Raw genomic sequence first — 20,131 nt, forward strand, 5'->3', positions numbered from 1 at the left:
ATCTGATCCAGCAAATGAAAATGGGGGCGGCCTGAATGGCTGCCCCCATTTGCTATCAATCGACACAGGATCAATCGAGCGTCCGCTCGACCTCCTGCCGCTCGAAGATCTCGATGACATCGCCTGCGCGGACATCTTCGTAGTTCTCGAAGGCCATGCCACATTCCTGACCGGACTGAACTTCGGAGACCTCGTCCTTGAAGCGCTTGAGGGTCTTGAGCGTGCCTTCGTGGATCACCACATCATCGCGCAGAAGGCGCACACCGGCAGACCGACGCGCAATGCCTTCTGTGACAAGACACCCGGCCACCTTGCCAACACCGGAGACCTTGAAGACTTCCTTGACCTCGGCATAGCCGATGAACTTCTCCCGGATCTCGGCGGAGAGCAGGCCGGACGCGGCCTTCTTCACGTCGTCCACGAGATCGTAGATCACGGAGTAGTAGCGAAGCTCGACGCCCTTCTGATTCGCGGTATTCCGGGCCGAGGCATTAGCCCTCACGTTGAACCCCAGAATCGGCGCGCCCGATGCTTCGGCAAGGCCGACATCGGTTTCGGTAATGGCGCCGACACCCGAGTGCAGCACGCGCACGCGCACCTCGTCATTGCCGATCTTCTCCATCGCCTGAAGGATCGCCTCGGCAGAGCCTTGCACATCTGACTTGATCAGAACAGGCAGCTCCTTGACGTTCTTGTCTTCCTTGGCCTTGGCAAGAAGCTGATCGAGCGTCGTGGCGGAACCGGCGGCGGCGCGTTTGTCCTTGGCGGCATATTCACGGTATTCCGCGATCTCGCGCGCCTGCGCCTCGGTTTCGACAACATTAAGCACATCGCCCGCCTCTGGCGTGCCATTGATGCCCAGAACCTCCACCGGGACAGAAGGCCCGGCCTGTTTCACACGCTCGCCGGTATCGTTGATGAGCGCACGAACCTTGCCCCATTGTTCACCGACAACGAAGATATCGCCCTGACGCAGCGTGCCGTACTGCACGAGCACGGTGGCAACCGGGCCGCGGCCTACATCAAGCTGCGCTTCGATCACCGCACCTTGCGCGGCACGCTCCGGGTTGGCCTTCAGTTCGAGAATCTCCGACTGAAGAGCGATCGCCTCGAGAAGATCATCAAGACCCTGTCCGGTGGCGGCGGACACTTCCACGTCCTGCACGTCGCCCGAAAGACCCTCTACGATCACCTCATGCTGAAGCAGATCGGTCCGCACCTTGTCCGGGTTGGCCTCTGGCTTGTCGATCTTGTTGATCGCAATGATCATCGGCACACCGGCCGCCTTGGCATGATGGATCGCCTCGATCGTCTGCGGCATCACCGCGTCATCCGCAGCGACGACAAGCACGACAATATCCGTCACCTGCGCCCCGCGTGAGCGCATCGAGGTAAAGGCCGCATGGCCCGGCGTATCGAGAAACGTCAGCGGCGTGCCGCCCTCGGTTGTCACCTGATAGGCGCCGATATGCTGCGTAATGCCTCCGGCTTCGCCCGCAACCACCTTCGCGTTCCGAATCGCATCAAGAAGCGAGGTCTTTCCGTGGTCCACATGGCCCATGATGGTGATGACCGGCGGACGCGGCTGAAGATCTTCGGGATTGTCCTCGACCTCCTTGATCACATCCTCCACGTCGGCATCGCTGACGCGCACGCTCCGGTGGCCGAACTCCTCGATGATAAGCTCCGCGGTGTCGGCGTCGATGGTCTGGTTCTGCGTGACCATCATGCCCATATTCATCAGCGATTTGACCACATCGGCCACACGCTCCGCCATGCGGTTGGCAAGCTCCGATACCATGATGGCCTCGGGAAGCTGAACATCGCGGACAACCTTTTCGCGTTGAACAGGGCCGCCCATCGCCTTCTGGCGAGCACGTTCCTGCTTGCGCTTCATCGCGGCGAGAGATTTCTGCCGTCCGCCTTCACCGCCCGAGAGCGCCTGGTTCAGCGTCAGCTTGCCCGCACGGCGCCCCCCATCGTCGCCACGGCCCTTGCCGCGCGTCGGGCGCTGTTCGCGTTCGCGCTCCTGCTGCTTGCGCGCCGGAGTCGCCGTGGGCGCCTGCTTGCTCGCCCGCTGCACGGGTGCGTCGGGATCTGCCGGCACTGCAGCCGCCTGTTCGGCGGCGGCCTTTGCGGCATCCTCGGTATCACGCGCCTTGCGTTCCTCGTCCTTGACCTTCTGACGCGCCTTGTCCTCGGCCTCGCGCTGTTCACGCTCCTTGGCCTCCTGCTCGGCGCGCCGGCGCTCGCGATCCTCCTCGCGTTCCTTCTCTTCGGCAACGCGGCGCTCTGCGTCTTCGGTCTCACGCGCCTTGGCAGCCTTGAGCGCATTCAGGCGGCGCTCCATTTCCGCGTCGGAAATTCCGGCCGGGCGGCGCTTGGGGTCCCCGGTCGAGGGCTTGCCCCCCGATTGCGTATCAGGCTTGGCCGCGCCGGGTTTCGGCACGACCACGCGCTTGCGCTTGGTTTCCACCACGACGCTCTTTGTCCGCCCGTGGCTGAAGCTTTGCTTCACGTTGCCCGGTCGGGCACCGCCACGCAGACCCAAAGTCTTTTTACCGTCGTTATCGCTCATCTAGCTGTCTTTTCCTTTCCGGCGGCCCCTGCCACCGTAATTTCGCGGATGCCCTTTAACCTTTGGGCTTCCTCTACAACACGTTTGCTGAGTCCGCCAGCGGCAAGCGCGCAATGTATCACAGTTTGTCGCCCAAATGCCAATCCCAACTCATCCGCCGTCAACCAGCCGATATAGGAACCGCCATATGGCGTGCTCAGCTTCGATTTCCCGCGCCCCGAACCATCGGACGCCTGAATCAGCACTCTGGCCTCTTCCTTGGTCAACCAGTCCTTAACCCGTTCATAACCCGCGACCGCATCCCCGGATTTCCGCGCCATGCTGATGAGGTTCACGACACGTCGAGCAAGCTGCGCCTCGACCTCATCGACCAGACCCTCTGGAACGTTGACCGGCTGTTTCGCGGACCGAGCAAAAAGCCCCTTGCTCGCGGCCTTGGTCAATGCGGCACGATCCGCTATCACCCAGATGCCCCGTCCCGGCAGCTTGCCAAGGATGTCGGGTGCAACCTGACCTTCGGGTCCGATCACGAAACGGATCATTCCCGCGCAGGGTCGCACCTCCCCCGTGGCAATGCACTTGCGTTCCGGACCGTCCTCGCGATCCTTGGTTCGTCCACCGCGACCCATGTTCAAGCCCCGGGGCCTGCGATCAGGCCCCGGCCTCCTCTTCTTCAGTGGTCTCGCCCGCAGACTCTTCGCCGTCTTCATCGGCACCCACATCCGTCGGATCAACCCAACCAAGAAGAACGCGTGCTGTCATGACCATAGTCTGCGCGTCTTCGAGCGATACGTCAAACGGCTCAAGAACACCTTCATCCTTCACCCGTTCACCGTTCACCGTGGTCCAGCCACCGGCCAATTCCCAATCTGCGCAGGTGGCGAAATCTTCCAGCGTCTTGACATCATCCTTGGCCAGCGCCTCAAGCATCTGGGGTGTCAGCCCCTCGAATTCAACCAGGCTGTCCTCGACACCCAGTGCGCGGGCATTTTCCATCGCGGCGCGGTTCTGCGCCTCGAGCACATCGCGCGCCCGGGCCTGAAGTTCCTTGGCGGTATCGTCATCCACACCGTCGATCACCAGAAGCTCGTCCAGCTCGACATAGGCCACTTCTTCGAGGTTGGTGAACCCTTCGGAGACCAGAAGCTGTGCGAAGAACTCGTCAAGATCGAGGTTCTCCATGAAGAGATGGGTGCGGTCCTCGAATTCCTTTTGGCGACGCGTGCTTTCCTCTTCCTCGGTCATGATGTCGATATCAAGCCCCGTAAGTTGCGAGGCGAGGCGCACGTTCTGACCCCGCCGCCCGATAGCGAGCGACAACTGCTCGTCCGGCACGACGACCTCAATCCGCTCCGCATCCTCATCAAGCACCACCTTCGACACTTCGGCGGGCTGCAGCGCGTTCACAAGGAAGGTCGGCATATCCTCGTTCCACGGAATGATGTCGATCTTCTCACCCTGCAATTCGTTCACGACGGCCTGAACCCGGCTGCCGCGCATCCCCACGCACGCTCCGACAGGATCGATGCTGTTGTCATACGAAATGACCGCGATCTTCGCTCGGCTGCCGGGATCACGGGCGACGGCCTTGATCTCGATGATGCCGTCATAGATCTCCGGCACCTCCATCTTGAACAATTCTGCCATGAACTCCGGCGCCGTGCGCGACAGGAAAATCTGCGGCCCGCGGGCCTCCCGGCGCACATCCTTGATATAGCAGCGGATGCGGTCGCTCGGACGATAGCTTTCGCGACCAATCTTCTCGTTCCGGCGCAGGATCGCCTCGCCACTGCCCACATCAACGATGATGTTGCCGTACTCCTCGCGCTTGACCTGACCGTTGATGATGGTGCCCACGCGGTCCTTGAATTCTTCGAACTGGCGATCACGCTCGGCTTCGCGCACCTTTTGCAGGATCACCTGCTTGGCCGACTGCGCGGCGATGCGGCCCATCTCAACCGGGGGGACCTCTTCGATGTATTGGTCGCCGACCTTGGGATCGTCCAGATACTGCTTGGCCTGCTCGACCGTCATCTCGGCCTGGTAGTTCTCCAGGTCGTCTTCTTCGACAACAGTGCGCACACGGGTAAAACTCGCCCGACCTGTCTTGCGGTCGATCTTTACGCGAATGTCCATCTCGCTGCCATAGCGGCTCTTGGCTGCACGAGCGAGGGATTCTTCCATCGCATCGATGACCAGCGCGGGATCGATCATCTTCTCGCGCGCCACCGCCTCGGCCGTCTGCAACAGTTCAAGCTGGTTCGCAGAGGTAATTGCCATCGTTCAGTCCTCCTCAGACCCTTCGGTCTCGATCTCGTCGAAATCGTTTTCATTCAGCGTTCCGGCTGCCTTGCGCGCCTTCAGCATTTCCTTGATCAGTTCATCGGTCAGAACCAGCTTCGCATCGCTAATCCAGTCGAACTTCAACCCAACGGTGCCTTCATCGAGATTGATCAGCACCTCGTCGCCATCGACTCCGGCCAGCACGCCCTTGAAGCGTTTGCGCCCATCGATAAGGTCGGTTGTCTCCAGCTTGACCTCGTAACCTTCGAACGTCTCGAAATCCTTCAATCGGGTCAGCGGACGGTCGATGCCGGGGCTTGAGACCTCAAGCGTATAGGTATCGGTGATCGGGTCTTCCACATCGAGAATCGCACTCACCGCGCTGGAGATTGTCGCGCACTCGTCCACTTCGATTCCGCCTTCGGGCCGCTCCGCCATGATCTGAAGCAGATGGGTCTTGCCACCCATCAGACGCACGCGCACCAACTCGAATCCCAGATCCTCGATCACTGGGGTAATGATCTCTGCCAGCCGATGGTCTATCGCTGCCTTGGCAATCAGGTCGTTCATGGATCGTCCAAACACAAAAAAACGGGCGCGCGGCCCGTTGGTCTTTCCCGGTGGTGCAGTGGAAAACTCGTCCAGCGCGCCGCTGTTGAGACGCATATAGGTCAGAGCGTCTGAGTCTGCAAGGGCTTTGCGCGACCTTGCACTGCGTGCAAACGATACCGACGTTATACCGACAAAATACCGACGTTATACCGACACGGAATTTCAGGCAGGTTCTGCCTCCTACTGACGAGCGATCTGATCCATGATCCGCACCAGCTCGGCGCTGATTCCCGGCTCCGACAGCGCGTGTCCGGCATTCCGTATCATCCGAAGATCGGCGCCGGGCCAGCTCTGCGACAGACGGTAGGCGGCCTGCGGCGGACAGATCATGTCATAGCGTCCCTGTACGATATAACCGGGAATTCCACTTATTTTTCCAAGGTTTGAGAGGATCTGATCCTCCGACCCCAGAAAGCCCTTGTTGTGGAAATAGTGGTTTTCCAACCGTGCAAAGGCCAACGCATACTCCGCCGGGGCATCCCCCCCCATTCCGGCCGAATAGATTGACGCAAGCGCATTCTCCCAAGAAGACCACGCCCGCGCATATGTCACTTCAGTCTCGCGATCCCCGCAGAAAAGTCTTTTGTTATATGCAGTTATGAAGTCATCGTGCTCGTCATCCGGAATCAGCCCGGTGAACCGCGCCCAGATTTCCGGCCAGAATTTCCCCGCGCCGCCACCATAGAACCAGTCAAGCTCACCTTGCGTCATCAGGAACACGCCGCGTAACACGAGGCAAGCGACCCGCTCGGGAAGTGACTGCGCATAAACCAACGCCAACGTTGCCCCCCAACTGCCACCGAACACCACCCATTGATCTATATCCAACTCGTCTCGGATACGCTCAATATCAGCCACGAGATGCCAGGTTGTGTTGCTTTCAACGCTCGCGTGCGGCCTCGAACGCCCACAGCCACGCTGATCGAACAGGATCACCCTGTAGATGTGCGGATCGAAATAGCGCCGCATTGCCGGGCTGCACCCGCCCCCAGGTCCGCCGTGCAGAACCACTACAGGTAGACCTTGGGGATTGCCGGACTGCTCCATGTAGACGCTGTGGCCGTCACCAACATCCAACATCCGCTGGTCGAATGGCTCGACAGGAGGATAAAGATAGTGAACTGCGCGTTTTTGACCTGAGTCTTTGTCCATTACCGTCCTATATAGTAAAGCGCGAACCAAATGAGCATATGGAGACAGGAATGCAAGCGGTTCACGGCACAGTCGACCCCGCGGAGATCGCGAAATTCGAGGCGATGGCTTCTGAGTGGTGGGATCCTAACGGCAAGTTCAAGCCACTCCACATGCTTAATCCCTGTCGACTCGACTATATCACTCGTCAAGTCGCGGAAGAGTTTGCCCGCGATCTGAATGGGTCTGAACCCTTTGCCGGGTTGCGCATACTGGACATCGGTTGCGGGGGCGGGTTGCTAAGCGAACCGATGGCACGGCTTGGTGCCGAGGTTGTCGGCGTCGACGCCGCCGAGCGTAACATTCCGGTTGCCCGCGCGCACGCCGAACAATCTGATCTGCAAATCGACTATCGCCACACCACGGCAGAGGCGATGGCCGCCGATGGTGAACAATTCGACGGAATCCTCAATATGGAGGTGGTCGAACATGTGGCTGACCCGCTCGATTTCCTCACGGTTTGCGGCCAACTTCTGAAGCCCGGCGGGATTCACATCTGTTCGACAATCAACCGCAATCCCAAGAGTTTTGCGATGGCGATCGTTGGGGCAGAGTATGTCATGCGCTGGCTGCCGAAAGGCACGCATGAATGGCAGAAGTTTATCACACCGGACGAACTGTTCGACTTGCTTTCAAAGGCCGGAATGACGCCGGTGGATCGCAAGGGATTCGTGTTCAACCCGTTGAGTTGGCAATGGTCAATCTCTGAACGTGATCTGAGCGTGAACTATGTTACCGCAAGCCTGAAGCCCGCCTGAATTACTCACGCTCCAGCTTTATTCTCAGTTCGCGTAGAACCGGAAGAGCGGCGCGTACTTTTTCGCCGCCAAGATCTGCTACAACTTCGGAAATCATTGGTACGATTCCTGCAATTGCGGCGTCACGCGCCTGTCGTCCCGCCGGGCTGATCGCGACCATCTTGCGTCGTGCATCATCCCAATCAGGGCGGATATGCACATAACCGCGTGCCTCCAGCTTGCCGAGCGTGTTTGTCATCGCCCCGCGTGTCACGTGAAAAGTCTTTGCGATCTGGGCAGGACTGCGCTCTGCCTCAATCCTCGCCAAGTGGTTGAGTACCGAAAAATGCGACAATTCCATCCCTTTGGGAAGCATCCGCGAAAGACGATTCCGGGCAAGTTGATCAGCCATCAGAATCTCGCCGAAGAGCGAAACCGCCAGAGATTCGTTGGCATTAGGCATTCAGACTACATCAAACTCCCGGTCATGACTGAGGGACGGAAGGCGCTTGCGTGCTTCTGCCACTTTTTCCAGATCCAGATCAATGAATGTCGTCCCTGGCGAGTCACCGGCATCGGACAGCACCTCACCCCAAGGCGCCACGACAAGGCTGTGCCCAAAAGTACGGCGTTTCGGACCTCGGCTGGCCGCATGCTGTCCGGTTTGAGCCGGCGCAAGAACATAACATCCATTTTCTATTGCCCGCGCGCGCAGAAGCACATGCCAGTGCGCCGCGCCGGTAACATGCGAAAATGCCGAAGGCACTGTCAGTATATCGGCCCCTGCATGAGCCAGCCGCCGATAAAGCCCTGGAAACCGCACGTCGTAACAAATTGTCAATCCGATCCGGCCAAAGGGCGTTTCAACCACCGGCGCCCGCGTTCCGGGGCGGTAGCCATCGGATTCGCGATATGTCTCTTCCGCCGACACATTTACGTCGAACATGTGAATCTTGTCATAACGTGCGGCGATTTCGCCTGAAGGATCGATTAGAAAAGACCGATTGGCGAATCGTCCGTCCGCATCATGAGTCCTGAGCGCAAGCGAGCCGATCAGAAGCCACAGCCCTGACTTGGATGCGGCGTCGCGCAATCCAGAAAGGGTGGGGTCGTCATCCTCATGGCACAGAACGGCCCGTTGATGCGTGCGACTTCCAGAAACGCAGTTCGTCACTTCAGGCGTGAGCACGAACCCCGCGCCCTGATTTGCGGCGCGCTCCACCATGGTTCGCGTCACCGCAACGTTGTCTATCGGATCGTCGGAAGAGGTGAGTTGCAAAAGTGCCGTTCGCATGGGTCAGGGTGCAAGAAGCGGATCGAGCTTGCCCGCACGCTCAAGGGCGTAAAGCTCATCGCATCCACCAACATGTGTATTGCCAATGAATATCTGCGGCACCGTACGGCCGCCATCGGCGCGCTGGATCATTTCGGGTTTGCGGTCCGGCTCTGCCCAGATATCGATTTCCTCGAACTCGGCGCCTTTCTGCTTCAGCAGACGTTTGGCGGCGTGACAGAATCCGCAGAGCGGACTTGTGTATATTTCGATTGCATTCATCGGAACGTCCATCCTTGCACTCAGTCTTTGTGCAGGATCTAGGCATCCTTGGCAACGCGCGCTAGGGCAAGAACGCGAACATCCCGGGCCGATGCGGCAATACAGCATTCGGCGCATGCGGCGAACGTGGCGCCCGATGTCATCACGTCATCGACAACGAGAACCGAACGTCCCGCGATTCTGTGCGCGCGTCTTGGATGCGGCGCAATGGCACCACAGAGCAGCAAGAACCGCTCATCATGCGATAGTCCATCGGTCCTTGCGGTGTTGCGGGGGCGGATAAGGAGGTCTGGACAATACTCCAGTCCCAAGTGTCGCGACAAGGCCCCTGCCAGCAAGGCCGATTGATTGTAGCGCCGCCCCAGCAACCTTGCCCAGTGCAGTGGCACAGGCGTGATAAGCATATCCGGAACGAGAATGGGAGCGACCGCTTGCGTGAGCCAACGCGTCGCTGGTTGAACGACATCGTGCCGGTCGCCATGCTTCAACGCCAGAACAAGTTTCTGCGCGCGATCCTTGTAGAGAAGGGCCGCCCGTCCCCGTGACCATGGCCGTTCCACGCGCATGCAATCGTCACATATTTCTGATTGCCCCTCATCCTCGCCGGGCAGCGGGACGCCGCACAGGTCACAAACCAGGCCTCCGATAAAGGGCGTGTCACGCCAGCATGTTCCACAAAGGCCGAAGTCGCTTTCAACCAAAGCGCCGCAACTCACGCAGCGAGGGGGAAAAAGAAGCTCCAGCGCGGTTTGAAACTTACCTTTCATGCACTTATTGTTCCCTTATGAACATGCCCCCCCAGATAACGGATCGCACGCAACTGCGTCGCAACCGAGCCCGTGCGCAAGCCGACGCCCTTTTTTTGCAGGAGACCGCGATTGGCGAGGTGCAGGATCGCCTGAGTATGGTTAATAGGGAGTTTACAGCTCCCGCTGTGGTAACCGGTTTTCCTGAACTCTGGCAAAATGCCTTTCCCGAGGCGCACTGCGTCACGGATGACGAGGTTCTGCCGCTTCAGGATGCGTCATATGACTTGGTTGTTCACGGTCTCTGCCTTCACTGGGCAAACGATCCGGTGGGACAACTCATTCAATGCCGTCGGGCCCTTCGGCCGGATGGACTTTTGATCTGCCTGAGTTTTGGTGGGCAGACGCTGCATGAACTTCGCAGTGCGCTCGCCCAAGCCGAAGCAGAGATCACCGGCGGGCTTTCGCCCCGCGTGGCGCCGATGGGGGAGTTGCGCGAACTTGGCGCCCTTCTGCAACGCGCGGGTTACAGTCTCCCTGTCGCTGACGCTGTCCCGGTGCGGGCAATGTACGAAACAGCTTGGCATCTTATGCGGGATTTGCGCGCAATGGGAGAGGGCAATGCCCTCACGGGTCGGCTCAGGCGCATGACCGGGCGGGGCGTGCTTATCCGTGCCGCGGAAATCTATGCCGAGTCGTTCATGGACCACGGTCGGATGCCCGCAACGTTCGAAATCGTTGTATTGACGGGCTGGTCGCCGCACGCCAGTCAACCGCAGCCGCTTCGACCGGGATCTGCGTCGGCCCACCTCGCCGATGCGCTTGGCACAAGGCAAACGAAGGTCGGGAACTGAAGCCACAACGAAATATGCCCATGCCGCAGCGGAACATGGTCCCCACCGGGTTTGACCGGGATGCGGCATACGCTATGTGATGCTCTATTGTGAATGACAGGATGACACATGCCAGACGCCAGCCAAGTATCAGAGCGCCCGCCACACGCCCCGGAGGATCACCCCAAGGTGCCGAGGGGAAAGACCGGCGTGCTGTTGGCCAATCTCGGTACGCCGGATCACTACAGCTATTGGCCTATGCGGCGCTACCTCAACGAATTCCTGTCGGACAAGCGGGTGATCGATTATCCTGCGTGGAAATGGCAGCCCCTTCTTCAGCTTGTCATTCTGACCAAACGCCCCTTTTCAAGCGGTGCGGCCTATAAGTCGATCTGGAATGAGGAGAAAAACGAAAGCCCGCTACTGACCATCACCAAAGAGCAAACTGCGGGTATCGCCGCAAAAATGACGGCTCGCTATGGTGACAACGTCATGGTGGATTTCTGCATGCGCTATGGAAATCCCTCCACGCCGTCCAGAGTGCGAAAGATGGTGAAAGCGGGGTGTGAGCGTATCCTGTTCTTCCCGCTCTATCCACATTATGCTTGCGCAACAACAGCAACTGCCAACGACAAGTTTTTCAGCGCCTTGATGGAAGAAACATGGCAGCCCGCAGCACGCACAGTCCCAGCCTATTTCGAGCATCCGGACTATATCGAAGCACTCGCAGCGTCGGTCGAGCGCGCCTATTCGAAGTTGGATTCGCGCCCTGATGTTCTTGTCGTGAGCTACCACGGAATGCCGGAACGCTACCTGCTTCAGGGTGATCCGTATCATTGTCAGTGCCAGAAGACGACGCGCCTTCTGAAAGAGCGGCTTGGTTGGGCGGACGCGGAAATCGTAACTACATTTCAATCCCGATTTGGACCAGAAGAATGGCTGAAACCCTATACGGTGGAAGAGGTTGCCCGGCTTGCAGAAAAGGGAAAGCGCAACATCGCCGTGATGGCGCCCGCCTTTTCCGCCGACTGCATTGAGACACTGGAAGAGATCAACGAAGAAATCCGCGAGAGCTTTGAAGAGGCGGGGGGTGAGTCGTTCACCTATATCCCCTGTCTCAATGCCGATGAAGGCCACGTCACCGCGCTTTGCAACGTGATCGACGAAAATCTCGCGGGCTGGATCGATAAGGGATGATCCTTGCAAGGATCAGGCAATGAAAAAGGGCGGTGCTATGCACCGCCCTTTTCCGTTTCACGCAAAAATGCGCCGATCAGTCGTGTGCAATTACAGCAGCGACAACGGCCAGAAGCACCAGCGGCACCCAGATGCCGGCAGCGGAAGAGCTTGCAGCTTCTTCCTCGATGACAACGGGCTCAACAACCGGCTCCACCATGTTACCGGCGTATGCGGTCGAAGCAGCGGCAGTGATGCCAGCGGCGAGAACGAGTTTCTTCATAGTATCCTCCAGTTATTGCCCGGCGTTGCCACGTTACACGCAACGACAGGCGCCCAAGACTAAACCTCGTACCCCTGTGTAAACAACAAAGCCTCGCCAATGCAAACCGAAGATTAAGGTTTCCACGCGCCGAGGTGCAGGATGTCGTCATATTAGCAACACCTGCGTGCCCACTTTGGCATATCCGAATAGCTCTGCAATATGTTCGTTATATAGCCCGATACAGCCGTTCGAAGATCTCCGCCCGATCTTGCGTGTGTCGTGGGTGCCGTGGATACGGTAATACGTCCAGCCGAGGTAAAGCGCGTGGGTGCCAAGCGGGTTGTCAGGGCCGGGCGGAACGTAGTCCGGCCATTCCGGATTGCGCCGTTTCATTGCCGGTGTCGGACGCCAGTCCGGCCCCACGACCTTGCGCACAACACGAGTTCGTCCGCGGCGGGTCAGATCCTCGGTCAAAGGCACGCTCGACGGGAAAAGCCGGTAGGTGCTGTGATCCTCGGACCAGAAGTGAAGTGCGCGCGAAGAAACATCGACTAGTATCGCGCCATTGTTCAGATTCGGAAAATGGGGACGCCAGTCAAGTGCGCGAAAGCTGGAAATATTGCGTTTTACAGACGTTGTGACATCCCGCTCCATTTCAACCGTGCCAGACCTGTCGAGCTGTTGCGTTAGCGCAGGGGTTGCAAGCAAGGCGGCGCCGCCGGTCAGAAAGGCCCGTCTTCCGAGACCCACATTCGTCTTCCGGTTCATCGCTATTCTCCATCCATCTGCAATCGAATGAACTTTGTAATCATATTGCCGGAAAGCCGCAGTCGCAAATGAAACACGCCTCATTTTAGAACTTCACGCCGATGTGGGTTTCCATCGCAACGGACAGCGGGTTAGACGGAAAGGCAAAATTATTCATGGGTGATGAAAATGACACGTCTGATCGTCCTGTTCCTGTCTCTTGCGCTTGCCGTAGCAGGCTGCGCCCCGGGTGGTGTGGGAACGACATCCGACGGAACGCGGCTCTACCGTATCGGGGGATCAAGTCCCGAAAAGGTGCAGTATCGTATGCTTGATTCGGTCAATGCGCTACGCAGGGCTCGGGGGGCGCAGGTGGTCGAGCTTGATTCCAGACTCAATGCGGCAGCGGCCACGCATTCGCGTGATATGTCGATCCAGAATCGACCCTGGCATTTCGGGTCCGACGGTTCGTCGCCCGTCGACCGCGTGGAACGCGCGGGCTATCCGGGCCGCCTGACCGGAGAAGCAATTTCAGAGACTTACGAGACAGAGCTTGAGACGCTTGGTGCGTGGATCGATCAGGACGACACCCGCGCAATCATCGTTGATCCCGAGGCACAGGACATGGGGTTCGCCTGGTTTCAGGAGGACAATGGCAAGATCTGGTGGACCCTTATAATGGGAACGAAAGCCATCCCTCAAGGATAGATCGAAATCGGCGTTCCGTTCCTCACCATCGCGTAGATCTCGCGCATTTCGGCGTTCGTTACCGAAATGCAGCCTGCGGTCCAGTCGGGTTTTCGTCCACCCGGTCGCCGGGGATTTCCGTGGATGAAAATATCGCCGCCGGGATCCTCTCCTGCGGCCTTGGCGCGCGCTATGTCCTCCTTGTTGGGGTAGGAAATTCCGATCGACAGATAGAACTCGCTGTTTGGGTTGCGGCGGTCAATCGCGTAGTCGCCTTCGGGCGTCCGGCCGTCGCCGCGTTTCGCCTTGTGCCCATTCGGTGCAAAACCAAGATCCATGTCGTAGTGCTTCAGAACCCGGTCGTGGTGCAGGAGGTATATCTTTCTTTCGCCCTTATAAACAAGGACTCTTGTGACCTCTGGTCCGTTATAGGTCTGGAACTTGGAACAGGCCGCGAGGCCCAAGCCAAGCGCTGCGATCAGCAGCCAGGACAAGATGCGCATGGGGGGAACTCCGCTCGATTTTTTCCGGATTGTACTCTGATCCGCAGCAGCGGGATAGAGGAAACCGTCAGGCTTTCCCTCTCGTGAACAGCGCGGCAAGTTCGACGTGGGCGGACCAGCGAAACTGATCCACGACCTGCACCCAGTCGAGCGTGTAGCCGGAGCTGATGAGGATCGCGGCGTCGCGGGCGAAGGTCGCGGGATTACAGGACACAAAGGCGATACGCGGAATTGCGGAGGCGGCGAGTTCGCGCACCTGCGCCTCTGCCCCGGCCCGGGGCGGATCAATCACAGCTGCGTCGTAGCGCAAATCCTCGACAATGACCGGGTTTCGGAAGAGATCGCGCGCCTCTGTGGTGACGTGTTTGAGGCCGCTTGCCATGCGCCATCCGTCCTCCAGTGCGCGGGTCATGGCGCGGTCGCCTTCGACGGCATGGACGCGTGCCCCTTCGGCCAGAGGAAGCGCGAAGGTGCCGCATCCGGCGAACAGGTCGATCACTTTCGCAGCGCTGCCGACTGCCTCTTTCACCGCCATCACAAGCGCGGCTTCGCCCTCTTCCGTGGCCTGAAGGAACGCACCGGGGGGTGGAGAAACCTCTGCTTTTCCAAACACTTGTATGGGCGGCAGGCGGGTTGCGATCACCTCGTCGTTCCAGCTTAGCCGGGCCAGCCCATGCGCCTCCGCCGCCTGGGCCAGACGGGCGAGGAGGGGGCCATCCGGCTCTTTCCCGCCCCGCGCGGCGATGTCCACGCCACCCCGCGAAAGGGTAGCCGTGACCGTCAGTTCCGCCTTGCGGCTCGCGCCCAGCACGGCCAGCGCCTCTGCCACCTTCAGGGCGGGCATAAGGTCGGGGTGCAGGAGCTGGCAATCGGGGATCTCCGCGATGACGTTGGTGCCGCGGGAGTGAAAACCGGCGAGCGCGCCTTTCTTGGTGCGTCGCACGGAGAGGGCGGCGCGGCGGCGCGATTGGGCCGGCGAGGTGACGATCGGACGGAAATCGGCGGAAACCCCTTGTGCGGCAAGGGCTTGACGCACAACATCGACCTTCCACGCCGCCACGAGATCATCGCTTGCGTGTTGCAACTGGCAGCCGCCGCAGTGCTTGAAATGACGGCAGGGCGGGGTCACGCGGTCGGGCGAGGGGCGCAATATCTTGGGATCGGCAAGGCGATTGCCCACAATATCCCCGCTTACCCGCTCACCCGGCAGGGTGAGGGGGACGAAAACCGGCCCTTCGGCGATACCGTCGCCGTGATGGCCCAGACGCTCGATGTCATGCTCGCTCATTCCGGTGTCATAGAGCCCGAAACCACACTGTAAAAGCGGATTTGGGCGAATCAGGGTTAATACGCTGATTTCGCTCAAAAACCGCTTTCGGTATCACGTCGGTATAACGTCGGTATTGCGTCGGTGGCGATGACCGACATTTCGCTGGATCGGCGCGATTAACGGAGCGCACGCTATCCTTTGGGTTATTGCGCCGCTGTTTCGTCCTCTTCGTCGGCATTGAGAAAGCCGCCCGACTGCCGCGCCCAGAAGGAGGCATAAAGCCCCCCGTGTGAGAGCAGATCGTCATGCGTGCCGTTTTCGACAATGCGGCCATCGTCGAGCACAACGATTCGGTCCATCCGCGCGATGGTCGAAAGCCGGTGCGCGATGGCGATCACGGTCTTGCCCTCCATCATGCCATAGAGGGTTTTCTGTATCGCGGCCTCCACCTCGGAATCGAGGGCGCTTGTCGCCTCGTCGAGAAGCAGGATCGGCGCATCCTTGAGGATCACGCGGGCGAGGGTGATTCGCTGCCGCTGCCCGCCGGAAAGTTTCACACCGCGTTCGCCCACGCGAGCGTCATAGCCGGGGTTGCCCTCTGAATCCTCCAGATCAAGAATGAACTCATGCGCCTCGGCCTTTTTCGCGGCCTCGATCATCTCTTCCTCCGATGCGTCGGGGCGACCATAGAGGATATTGTCGCGCACGGAGCGGTGCATGAGGGAGCTGTCCTGCTGCACCATGCCGATCTGGTCGCGCAGGCTGTCCTGTGTGACTTGGGCGATGTCCTGCCCGTCGATGAGGATTCGCCCCTCTTCGGTGTCGTAAAAGCGCAGTAAAAGCTTCACCAGCGTCGATTTGCCCGCGCCGGAACGACCGACCAGCCCGATCTTTTCCCCCGGCGCGATGGAGAGCGACACGCGGTCGAGCCCGCCCGCTCCTCGCCCGTAGTGATGCGAGAGATTGTCGATCTCGATCCGACCCTTCGTCAGGCGCAGGGGCTCGGCATCGGGCGCATCCACAAGGGTGATCGGCTGCGCGATGGTTTCCATCCCCTCGGCCACCACGCCAAGCTGCCGGAAGAAGGAGGTGAGCGCCCACATGATCCAGCCGGTCATGCCGTTGAGCCGCAGCGTCAGGGCGGTGGCCGCCGCAACGACCCCGACAGAGGCCGACCCTTGCGCCCAGAGCAGGATCGCCCAGCCGACAACTCCCACGACAAGAAGCCCGTTGAGGATCACCAGCGTCACATCCATCACCGTATAGATGCGCATTTCCTGCTGAAACGTCTCGCGCGCATGCTCGATCGCCTCATGGGCGTAGTCGAGTTCGCGGCGGTTATGGGCAAAGAGTTTCACCGAGTGGATATTGGTGTAGGCGTCCACCACGCGGCCCGTCACCTGGCTTCGGGCATCCGACGCCCGTTTGGAGGCTGGGCCGACGCGGCGGACAGTCCAGAGGATGAGGCCGGCATAAAGCACCAGCCAGAAAATGAGCGGTATCACCAGTCTCGGGTCGGAGTCGCTCAGAAGGATGGCGGCGCCGACAAAATAGGCCAGTGAGAAGGTGATCGCATCGAATACCTGAAACACCGCCTCTCCGGCGGCGGGGGGTGTCTGCATGATGCGGTTGGCGATGCGGCCCGCGAAATCGTTTTCGAACCAGCCGACCGACTGGCGCAGGACGTGTTTATGCGCGCGCCAGCGAATCAGCGTGCCGAAATTCGGAATGATCGTGTTGTTGAGCAACAGGACATCCAGCGCCTGAATGATCGGGCGCAGGAAGAGCATGAAAATCGCGGCGAGGATCAGTTCGGTCCCGTAGCTGTCCCAGAAGCTCACCGGATCGCCGCCCAGAAGATCGACAAGCCGCCCCATGTAGTAGATCAGCCCGATTTCCACCGCCGCGACCACCACGGACATGAGGGTAGCCAGCACGAAAACCCGGTGGAAGGGGACCGCATAGGCCGCCATGAACGGCCAGAGCCGCCGGGGCGGGGTGTCGTTCTCGGGGTAGTCGCAATAGGGATCGACAAGGTTTTCAAACAGACGGAACACGCGCGCAAACTCCGGGGCAAGGGTTGCCCGGCGCGGGGCTGGCCAGATCGACGGGCGGGCGGCGCGGGGCAGGCGCAAGATGCCCCGCCCGTCCGGCGATGTCAAAGCGGGGGCAAGTCGTCCGAGCGCGAGAGCAGATCATCGCGCGTGAGGGTGAAGCCCGAGGCGATCCAGAGCGCTTCCAGCGCCTTGAGCCGGTCGCCCAGTGCCTTGCCGCGATAGGCGGGCATGAGATCGGCGGGCGCGACCGGGAAGATCGCGGCAGCGCCCGCGCGCGCCTCTTGCAGTGTGGTGTCGGCAAGGGTCTGGCCCAGAGAGGCGGCGCGAATCAGCAGGATATCGCGCGCGGTGTCTTCCCCGTGGCGATAGCCGAGGGTCGCGGGGCCATCGGGGCTGCCGGCGGCCTCGCGCAGATTGGCGAGGCGGCGCGCCTGCCGTTTCGACAGACGCAGGCGGGCGGCGGCCTCTCCACCCAGCGCGGCGAGACGGCGCAGGGGATCGGGGGGGGCATCGCCTTCGAGGTGAACCAGCGGGGCGAGCGCGGTATCGTCGCCGCCCGGCAGGATATGCGTCAGCACCCCGCAGGCGCGCATGGCCGCGAGGGCGGGGGCGGGGTCGGGGGCCGCCAGCAGCTTCAGAAACTCCGCCGTAATCCGTTCGGAGGACAGCGCGTCAAGCCCGTGGGCATGTTCGGCGATGGCGGAAAGCGCCTCGCGGTCCATCCCGCGCGCGGCATCGCCGTAATGCGCGTGAAAGCGAAAATAGCGCAGGATGCGCAGGTAATCCTCGCGAATGCGCTGATCGGCGTCGTCGATGAAGCGCACACGCCGCGCCCGCAGATCGGCCAGCCCGCCGCCCAGCGGATCGACCACCGCCCCGTCCGGCGTAGCGTAAAGCGCGTTCATGGTGAAATCGCGGCGGTGGGCGTCATCCTCGACCCGGCTGGAGAAGGCGACGACGGCGCGGCGGCCATCGGTTTCCACATCCTTGCGAAAGGTCGTGACCTCATGCGGGATGCCCCCCGCGACGACGGTGATCGTGCCATGCTCGATGCCGGTGGGCACGGGATCGAGCCCCGCCGCGCGCGCCAGTTCGATCACCCGCTCGGGGCGGGCATCGGTGGCGATGTCCACATCCGCCACCGGCACGCCAAGAAGCGCGTTACGCACGCAGCCGCCAACGAAAAGCGCCTGATGCCCCGCGCCGGTGAGCATGTCGCAGACCGCGCGAGTGTCGGGGGCGGTGAACCAGTCGCCGGAGATCACGGTCATGACGCGGCCATCCTTTGGGCCAGCCCGTAAAGGACGCGAGCGGTCGCGCCCCAGATGTAATAGGGGCCGTAGGGGATCGTCTGGTAATACCGCCAGCGCCCCTGCCAGCGCCGGGCCTGCACCGAGTAGCGCGCCGGATCGGACAGGTGGTGGAAGGGGACGAAGAACACCTCATCGACCTCACCGGGTTCGGGGCGAATTTCGAAATGATCGGTGATGCGGCCCAGTACCGGCGTCATGTTGAAGGCGGTCACGGTTTCGTGGTTGGGCAGGTGACCCAGAATCTCCACCCGGTCGGGGGGCAGGCCGATCTCCTCCTCGGCCTCGCGCAGGGCGGTGGCGATCACATCGGCGTCACCCTCGTCCTGCTTACCGCCGGGAAAGGCGATCTGTCCGGGGTGGTGCTTGAGATGCGAGGCGCGCTTGGTCAGGATGACATGCGGCACACCGGCGCGCAGGGTGAAGGCGACGAGAACCCCGGCCGGGCGCAGGCGGCGCGCGGGGGGAAGCGTCATCTCGGGGTTCAGGTCAAAGTCCGAGGACGCGCCCGACTCGCGCGTCAGCGCCGCGATCACCGGGGCGAGCGGATCACTCACCGCCCGCCTCTTTCGTGGCCTCGAAACCGAGCGTGTCGGGGTCAAGCTCGTAATGCGCGCCGCAGAACTGGCAATCGGCGGTGACGATCCCTTCTTCGGTGGTCATGCGGCCGATGTCCTTGGCCGAATAGATCGACAGGCTCTGGCGCACACGATCCTCCGAACAGGTGCAGCCGAAGCGCACGGGCTGCGAATCGAACACGCGCGGCCCCTCCTCGTGGAACAGGCGCACCAGAAGGTCGGTCGGCGGCAGCGCCGGGCCGATCAGTTCGAGATCCTCGACCGTGTCGAGATGCATGTTCACGCGGTTCCAGTTCTCGCCGTCGTCCTCATCGAGGAAATCCGACGCCGTGAGCAGCCCGCCCTCACCCGATCCGCCCTCGCCGCTGGCGAAGGGGGATGCCTTGGGCATATGTTGCAGCATGATCCCGCCCGCGCGCCAGTGTTCGGGCACGCCGCGTTCGGTGGATTTGCCGTACCGCAGGGAAAACCGGGTGGCCAGCTGTTCGGACTGCGCGAAATACGCCTCGGCGCAGGCCCGCAGGGAGCCGCCGGCAATCGGGGTGATGCCCTGATAGGGCTGCATTCCCTTGCCCTGGTCGATGAGGATGGCGAAATAGCCCTCGCCCAACTGCGCGAAGGGGGGGCCATCGGTCACGCGGTCGCGATCGAAACTGGCGTAGGCGCGGATGCGCGCCGGCTCCCCCTCGTCGGTGGGTCCGTAGTAATCGGTGGCGATCATGCGCACGGGGCCTTTTGTCTGCACCTGAAGCGAGAGCTTCCAGCGCAGCTTGATCGTCTGGCCGATCAGCGCGGTCAGCAGCGCCATTTCCGCCACCAGCGCCTCGACCGCGGGGGGGTAGTCGTGCTGTCTGAGGATGCCGTCGAGCACCCCGTCGAGCCGCGCCACGCGGCCGCGCATGTCCGATCTGTCGAGCTGAAACGGCAATACCGTGTCGTCCCAGGCGATTTTGGTTCCGAGAGTCATGGGATGTCCTTATGCGCATCGGTGCGCCTTGTCTCG

21 protein-coding genes are annotated in these 20,131 nt (G+C 60.9%); 4 read left to right on the forward strand and 17 right to left on the reverse strand.

Translation table 11 applies throughout. The features are described from left to right. Positions 1–70: 70 nt before the first annotated feature. From infB to pip, 5 genes are all read right to left on the reverse strand, one after another. Positions 71–2,578, reverse strand: coding sequence for a translation initiation factor IF-2 (gene infB, locus BMW66_RS01550; RefSeq protein ID WP_093114869.1), 2,508 nt, complete (start codon positions 2,576–2,578; stop codon positions 71–73). Then, positions 2,575–3,207, reverse strand: coding sequence for an RNA-binding protein (locus BMW66_RS01555; protein ID WP_093114870.1), 633 nt, complete (start codon positions 3,205–3,207; stop codon positions 2,575–2,577). The genes infB and BMW66_RS01555 overlap by 4 nt, the downstream gene beginning before the upstream one ends. A 22-nt stretch (positions 3,208–3,229) precedes the next feature. Beyond that, a complete protein-coding gene (gene nusA, locus BMW66_RS01560) occupies positions 3,230–4,858 on the reverse strand; it encodes a transcription termination factor NusA (RefSeq protein WP_093114871.1) in 1,629 nt (542 codons plus the stop codon). Between the two features lie 3 nt (positions 4,859–4,861). Next, the gene (rimP, locus tag BMW66_RS01565) at positions 4,862–5,431 is read right to left on the reverse strand and encodes a ribosome maturation factor RimP (RefSeq protein WP_093114950.1); all 570 of its coding nucleotides are present in this window, start codon (positions 5,429–5,431) and stop codon (positions 4,862–4,864) included. 222 nt (positions 5,432–5,653) lie between these two features. Beyond that, complete coding sequence (gene pip, locus BMW66_RS01570) at positions 5,654–6,625, reverse strand: prolyl aminopeptidase (protein ID WP_093114872.1); 972 nt, start codon at positions 6,623–6,625, stop codon at positions 5,654–5,656. A gap of 50 nt (positions 6,626–6,675) precedes the next feature. Between pip and ubiG the strand changes: the two genes are divergently transcribed. Next, positions 6,676–7,422 (forward strand): bifunctional 2-polyprenyl-6-hydroxyphenol methylase/3-demethylubiquinol 3-O-methyltransferase UbiG, encoded by a 747-nt coding sequence (gene ubiG, locus BMW66_RS01575; RefSeq protein WP_093114951.1) that lies wholly within the window; start codon positions 6,676–6,678, stop codon positions 7,420–7,422. A gap of 1 nt (position 7,423) precedes the next feature. Here ubiG and BMW66_RS01580 read toward each other — a convergent pair whose 3' ends face one another. The 4 genes from BMW66_RS01580 to BMW66_RS01595 are packed head-to-tail and all read right to left on the reverse strand — an operon-like array spanning position 7,424 to position 9,723. Next, positions 7,424–7,864, reverse strand: a complete 441-nt coding sequence (locus tag BMW66_RS01580; protein ID WP_093114873.1) for a MarR family winged helix-turn-helix transcriptional regulator — start codon at positions 7,862–7,864, stop codon at positions 7,424–7,426. Next, positions 7,865–8,695: a carbon-nitrogen hydrolase family protein gene (locus tag BMW66_RS01585; protein ID WP_093114874.1), complete on the reverse strand. Its 831-nt coding sequence runs from the start codon at positions 8,693–8,695 to the stop codon at positions 7,865–7,867. It abuts the gene before it with no gap. Positions 8,696–8,698: 3 nt separating this feature from the next. Further along, positions 8,699–8,956, reverse strand: coding sequence for a glutaredoxin 3 (gene grxC, locus BMW66_RS01590; RefSeq protein ID WP_093114952.1), 258 nt, complete (start codon positions 8,954–8,956; stop codon positions 8,699–8,701). Positions 8,957–8,994: 38 nt separating this feature from the next. Continuing rightward, entirely contained in the window at positions 8,995–9,723 is a 729-nt protein-coding gene (locus tag BMW66_RS01595) for a double zinc ribbon domain-containing protein (RefSeq protein ID WP_093114875.1), read from the reverse strand. Between the two features lie 17 nt (positions 9,724–9,740). On the opposite strand from BMW66_RS01595, the gene BMW66_RS01600 reads away from it, so the two are divergent. After that, the gene (locus BMW66_RS01600; protein ID WP_093114876.1) at positions 9,741–10,556 is read left to right on the forward strand and encodes a methyltransferase domain-containing protein; all 816 of its coding nucleotides are present in this window, start codon (positions 9,741–9,743) and stop codon (positions 10,554–10,556) included. Positions 10,557–10,664: 108 nt separating this feature from the next. Next, positions 10,665–11,732, forward strand: a complete 1,068-nt coding sequence (gene hemH / locus BMW66_RS01605; RefSeq protein ID WP_093114877.1) for a ferrochelatase — start codon at positions 10,665–10,667, stop codon at positions 11,730–11,732. A gap of 76 nt (positions 11,733–11,808) precedes the next feature. Here hemH and BMW66_RS01610 read toward each other — a convergent pair whose 3' ends face one another. Together BMW66_RS01610 and BMW66_RS01615 are read right to left on the reverse strand one after the other, a co-directional pair. Next, entirely contained in the window at positions 11,809–11,994 is a 186-nt protein-coding gene (locus tag BMW66_RS01610) for a hypothetical protein (RefSeq protein WP_093114878.1), read from the reverse strand. 147 nt (positions 11,995–12,141) lie between these two features. Further along, positions 12,142–12,744 (reverse strand): L,D-transpeptidase, encoded by a 603-nt coding sequence (locus tag BMW66_RS01615; protein WP_093114879.1) that lies wholly within the window; start codon positions 12,742–12,744, stop codon positions 12,142–12,144. Positions 12,745–12,912: 168 nt separating this feature from the next. Between BMW66_RS01615 and dalA the strand changes: the two genes are divergently transcribed. Continuing rightward, a complete protein-coding gene (gene dalA, locus BMW66_RS01620) occupies positions 12,913–13,431 on the forward strand; it encodes a divisome-associated lipoprotein DalA (protein ID WP_093114953.1) in 519 nt (172 codons plus the stop codon). Here the strand turns inward: dalA and BMW66_RS01625 are convergent. The 6 genes from BMW66_RS01625 to hslO all read right to left on the reverse strand — a co-directional run bounded on the left by BMW66_RS01625 (position 13,422) and on the right by hslO (position 20,095). Then, positions 13,422–13,913, reverse strand: coding sequence for a L,D-transpeptidase family protein (locus BMW66_RS01625; RefSeq protein ID WP_093114880.1), 492 nt, complete (start codon positions 13,911–13,913; stop codon positions 13,422–13,424). The genes dalA and BMW66_RS01625 overlap by 10 nt on opposite strands. A gap of 67 nt (positions 13,914–13,980) precedes the next feature. Continuing rightward, entirely contained in the window at positions 13,981–15,201 is a 1,221-nt protein-coding gene (locus BMW66_RS01630; RefSeq protein WP_093114881.1) for a class I SAM-dependent RNA methyltransferase, read from the reverse strand. A 185-nt stretch (positions 15,202–15,386) separates the two neighbouring features. Continuing rightward, the gene (locus BMW66_RS01635; RefSeq protein ID WP_093114954.1) at positions 15,387–17,240 is read right to left on the reverse strand and encodes an ABC transporter ATP-binding protein; all 1,854 of its coding nucleotides are present in this window, start codon (positions 17,238–17,240) and stop codon (positions 15,387–15,389) included. A 101-nt stretch (positions 17,241–17,341) separates the two neighbouring features. Continuing rightward, positions 17,342–18,511 carry a CCA tRNA nucleotidyltransferase gene (locus tag BMW66_RS01640; protein ID WP_093114882.1) on the reverse strand — a complete coding sequence of 390 codons (1,170 nt, stop codon included), beginning with the start codon at positions 18,509–18,511 and terminating at the stop codon, positions 17,342–17,344. Continuing rightward, positions 18,508–19,107: a CoA pyrophosphatase gene (locus BMW66_RS01645; protein ID WP_281242604.1), complete on the reverse strand. Its 600-nt coding sequence runs from the start codon at positions 19,105–19,107 to the stop codon at positions 18,508–18,510. The genes BMW66_RS01640 and BMW66_RS01645 overlap by 4 nt, the downstream gene beginning before the upstream one ends. Then, positions 19,100–20,095: an Hsp33 family molecular chaperone HslO gene (gene hslO / locus BMW66_RS01650; protein ID WP_093114883.1), complete on the reverse strand. Its 996-nt coding sequence runs from the start codon at positions 20,093–20,095 to the stop codon at positions 19,100–19,102. Before hslO ends, BMW66_RS01645 begins: the two co-directional genes overlap by 8 nt. Positions 20,096–20,131: the final 36 nt, after the last annotated feature.

It is taken from the genome of Salinihabitans flavidus, assembly GCF_900110425.1.
Classification (GTDB): Bacteria; Pseudomonadota; Alphaproteobacteria; order Rhodobacterales; family Rhodobacteraceae; genus Salinihabitans; species Salinihabitans flavidus.

What these genes read in the sequence shown, in the direction of transcription:
- infB (WP_093114869.1), bottom strand. Translation starts at nt 2,578, where the DNA reads ATGAGCGATAACGACGGTAAAAAGACTTTGGGTCTGCGTGGCGGTGCC.
- BMW66_RS01555 (WP_093114870.1), bottom strand. Translation starts at nt 3,207, where the DNA reads ATGGGTCGCGGTGGACGAACCAAGGATCGCGAGGACGGTCCGGAACGC.
- nusA (WP_093114871.1), bottom strand. Translation starts at nt 4,858, where the DNA reads ATGGCAATTACCTCTGCGAACCAGCTTGAACTGTTGCAGACGGCCGAG.
- rimP (WP_093114950.1), bottom strand. Translation starts at nt 5,431, where the DNA reads ATGAACGACCTGATTGCCAAGGCAGCGATAGACCATCGGCTGGCAGAG.
- pip (WP_093114872.1), bottom strand. Translation starts at nt 6,625, where the DNA reads ATGGACAAAGACTCAGGTCAAAAACGCGCAGTTCACTATCTTTATCCT.
- ubiG (WP_093114951.1), top strand. Translation starts at nt 6,676, where the DNA reads ATGCAAGCGGTTCACGGCACAGTCGACCCCGCGGAGATCGCGAAATTC.
- BMW66_RS01580 (WP_093114873.1), bottom strand. Translation starts at nt 7,864, where the DNA reads ATGCCTAATGCCAACGAATCTCTGGCGGTTTCGCTCTTCGGCGAGATT.
- BMW66_RS01585 (WP_093114874.1), bottom strand. Translation starts at nt 8,695, where the DNA reads ATGCGAACGGCACTTTTGCAACTCACCTCTTCCGACGATCCGATAGAC.
- grxC (WP_093114952.1), bottom strand. Translation starts at nt 8,956, where the DNA reads ATGAATGCAATCGAAATATACACAAGTCCGCTCTGCGGATTCTGTCAC.
- BMW66_RS01595 (WP_093114875.1), bottom strand. Translation starts at nt 9,723, where the DNA reads ATGAAAGGTAAGTTTCAAACCGCGCTGGAGCTTCTTTTTCCCCCTCGC.
- BMW66_RS01600 (WP_093114876.1), top strand. Translation starts at nt 9,741, where the DNA reads ATGAACATGCCCCCCCAGATAACGGATCGCACGCAACTGCGTCGCAAC.
- hemH (WP_093114877.1), top strand. Translation starts at nt 10,665, where the DNA reads ATGCCAGACGCCAGCCAAGTATCAGAGCGCCCGCCACACGCCCCGGAG.
- BMW66_RS01610 (WP_093114878.1), bottom strand. Translation starts at nt 11,994, where the DNA reads ATGAAGAAACTCGTTCTCGCCGCTGGCATCACTGCCGCTGCTTCGACC.
- BMW66_RS01615 (WP_093114879.1), bottom strand. Translation starts at nt 12,744, where the DNA reads ATGAACCGGAAGACGAATGTGGGTCTCGGAAGACGGGCCTTTCTGACC.
- dalA (WP_093114953.1), top strand. Translation starts at nt 12,913, where the DNA reads ATGACACGTCTGATCGTCCTGTTCCTGTCTCTTGCGCTTGCCGTAGCA.
- BMW66_RS01625 (WP_093114880.1), bottom strand. Translation starts at nt 13,913, where the DNA reads ATGCGCATCTTGTCCTGGCTGCTGATCGCAGCGCTTGGCTTGGGCCTC.
- BMW66_RS01630 (WP_093114881.1), bottom strand. Translation starts at nt 15,201, where the DNA reads ATGAGCGAGCATGACATCGAGCGTCTGGGCCATCACGGCGACGGTATC.
- BMW66_RS01640 (WP_093114882.1), bottom strand. Translation starts at nt 18,511, where the DNA reads ATGACCGTGATCTCCGGCGACTGGTTCACCGCCCCCGACACTCGCGCG.
- hslO (WP_093114883.1), bottom strand. Translation starts at nt 20,095, where the DNA reads ATGACTCTCGGAACCAAAATCGCCTGGGACGACACGGTATTGCCGTTT.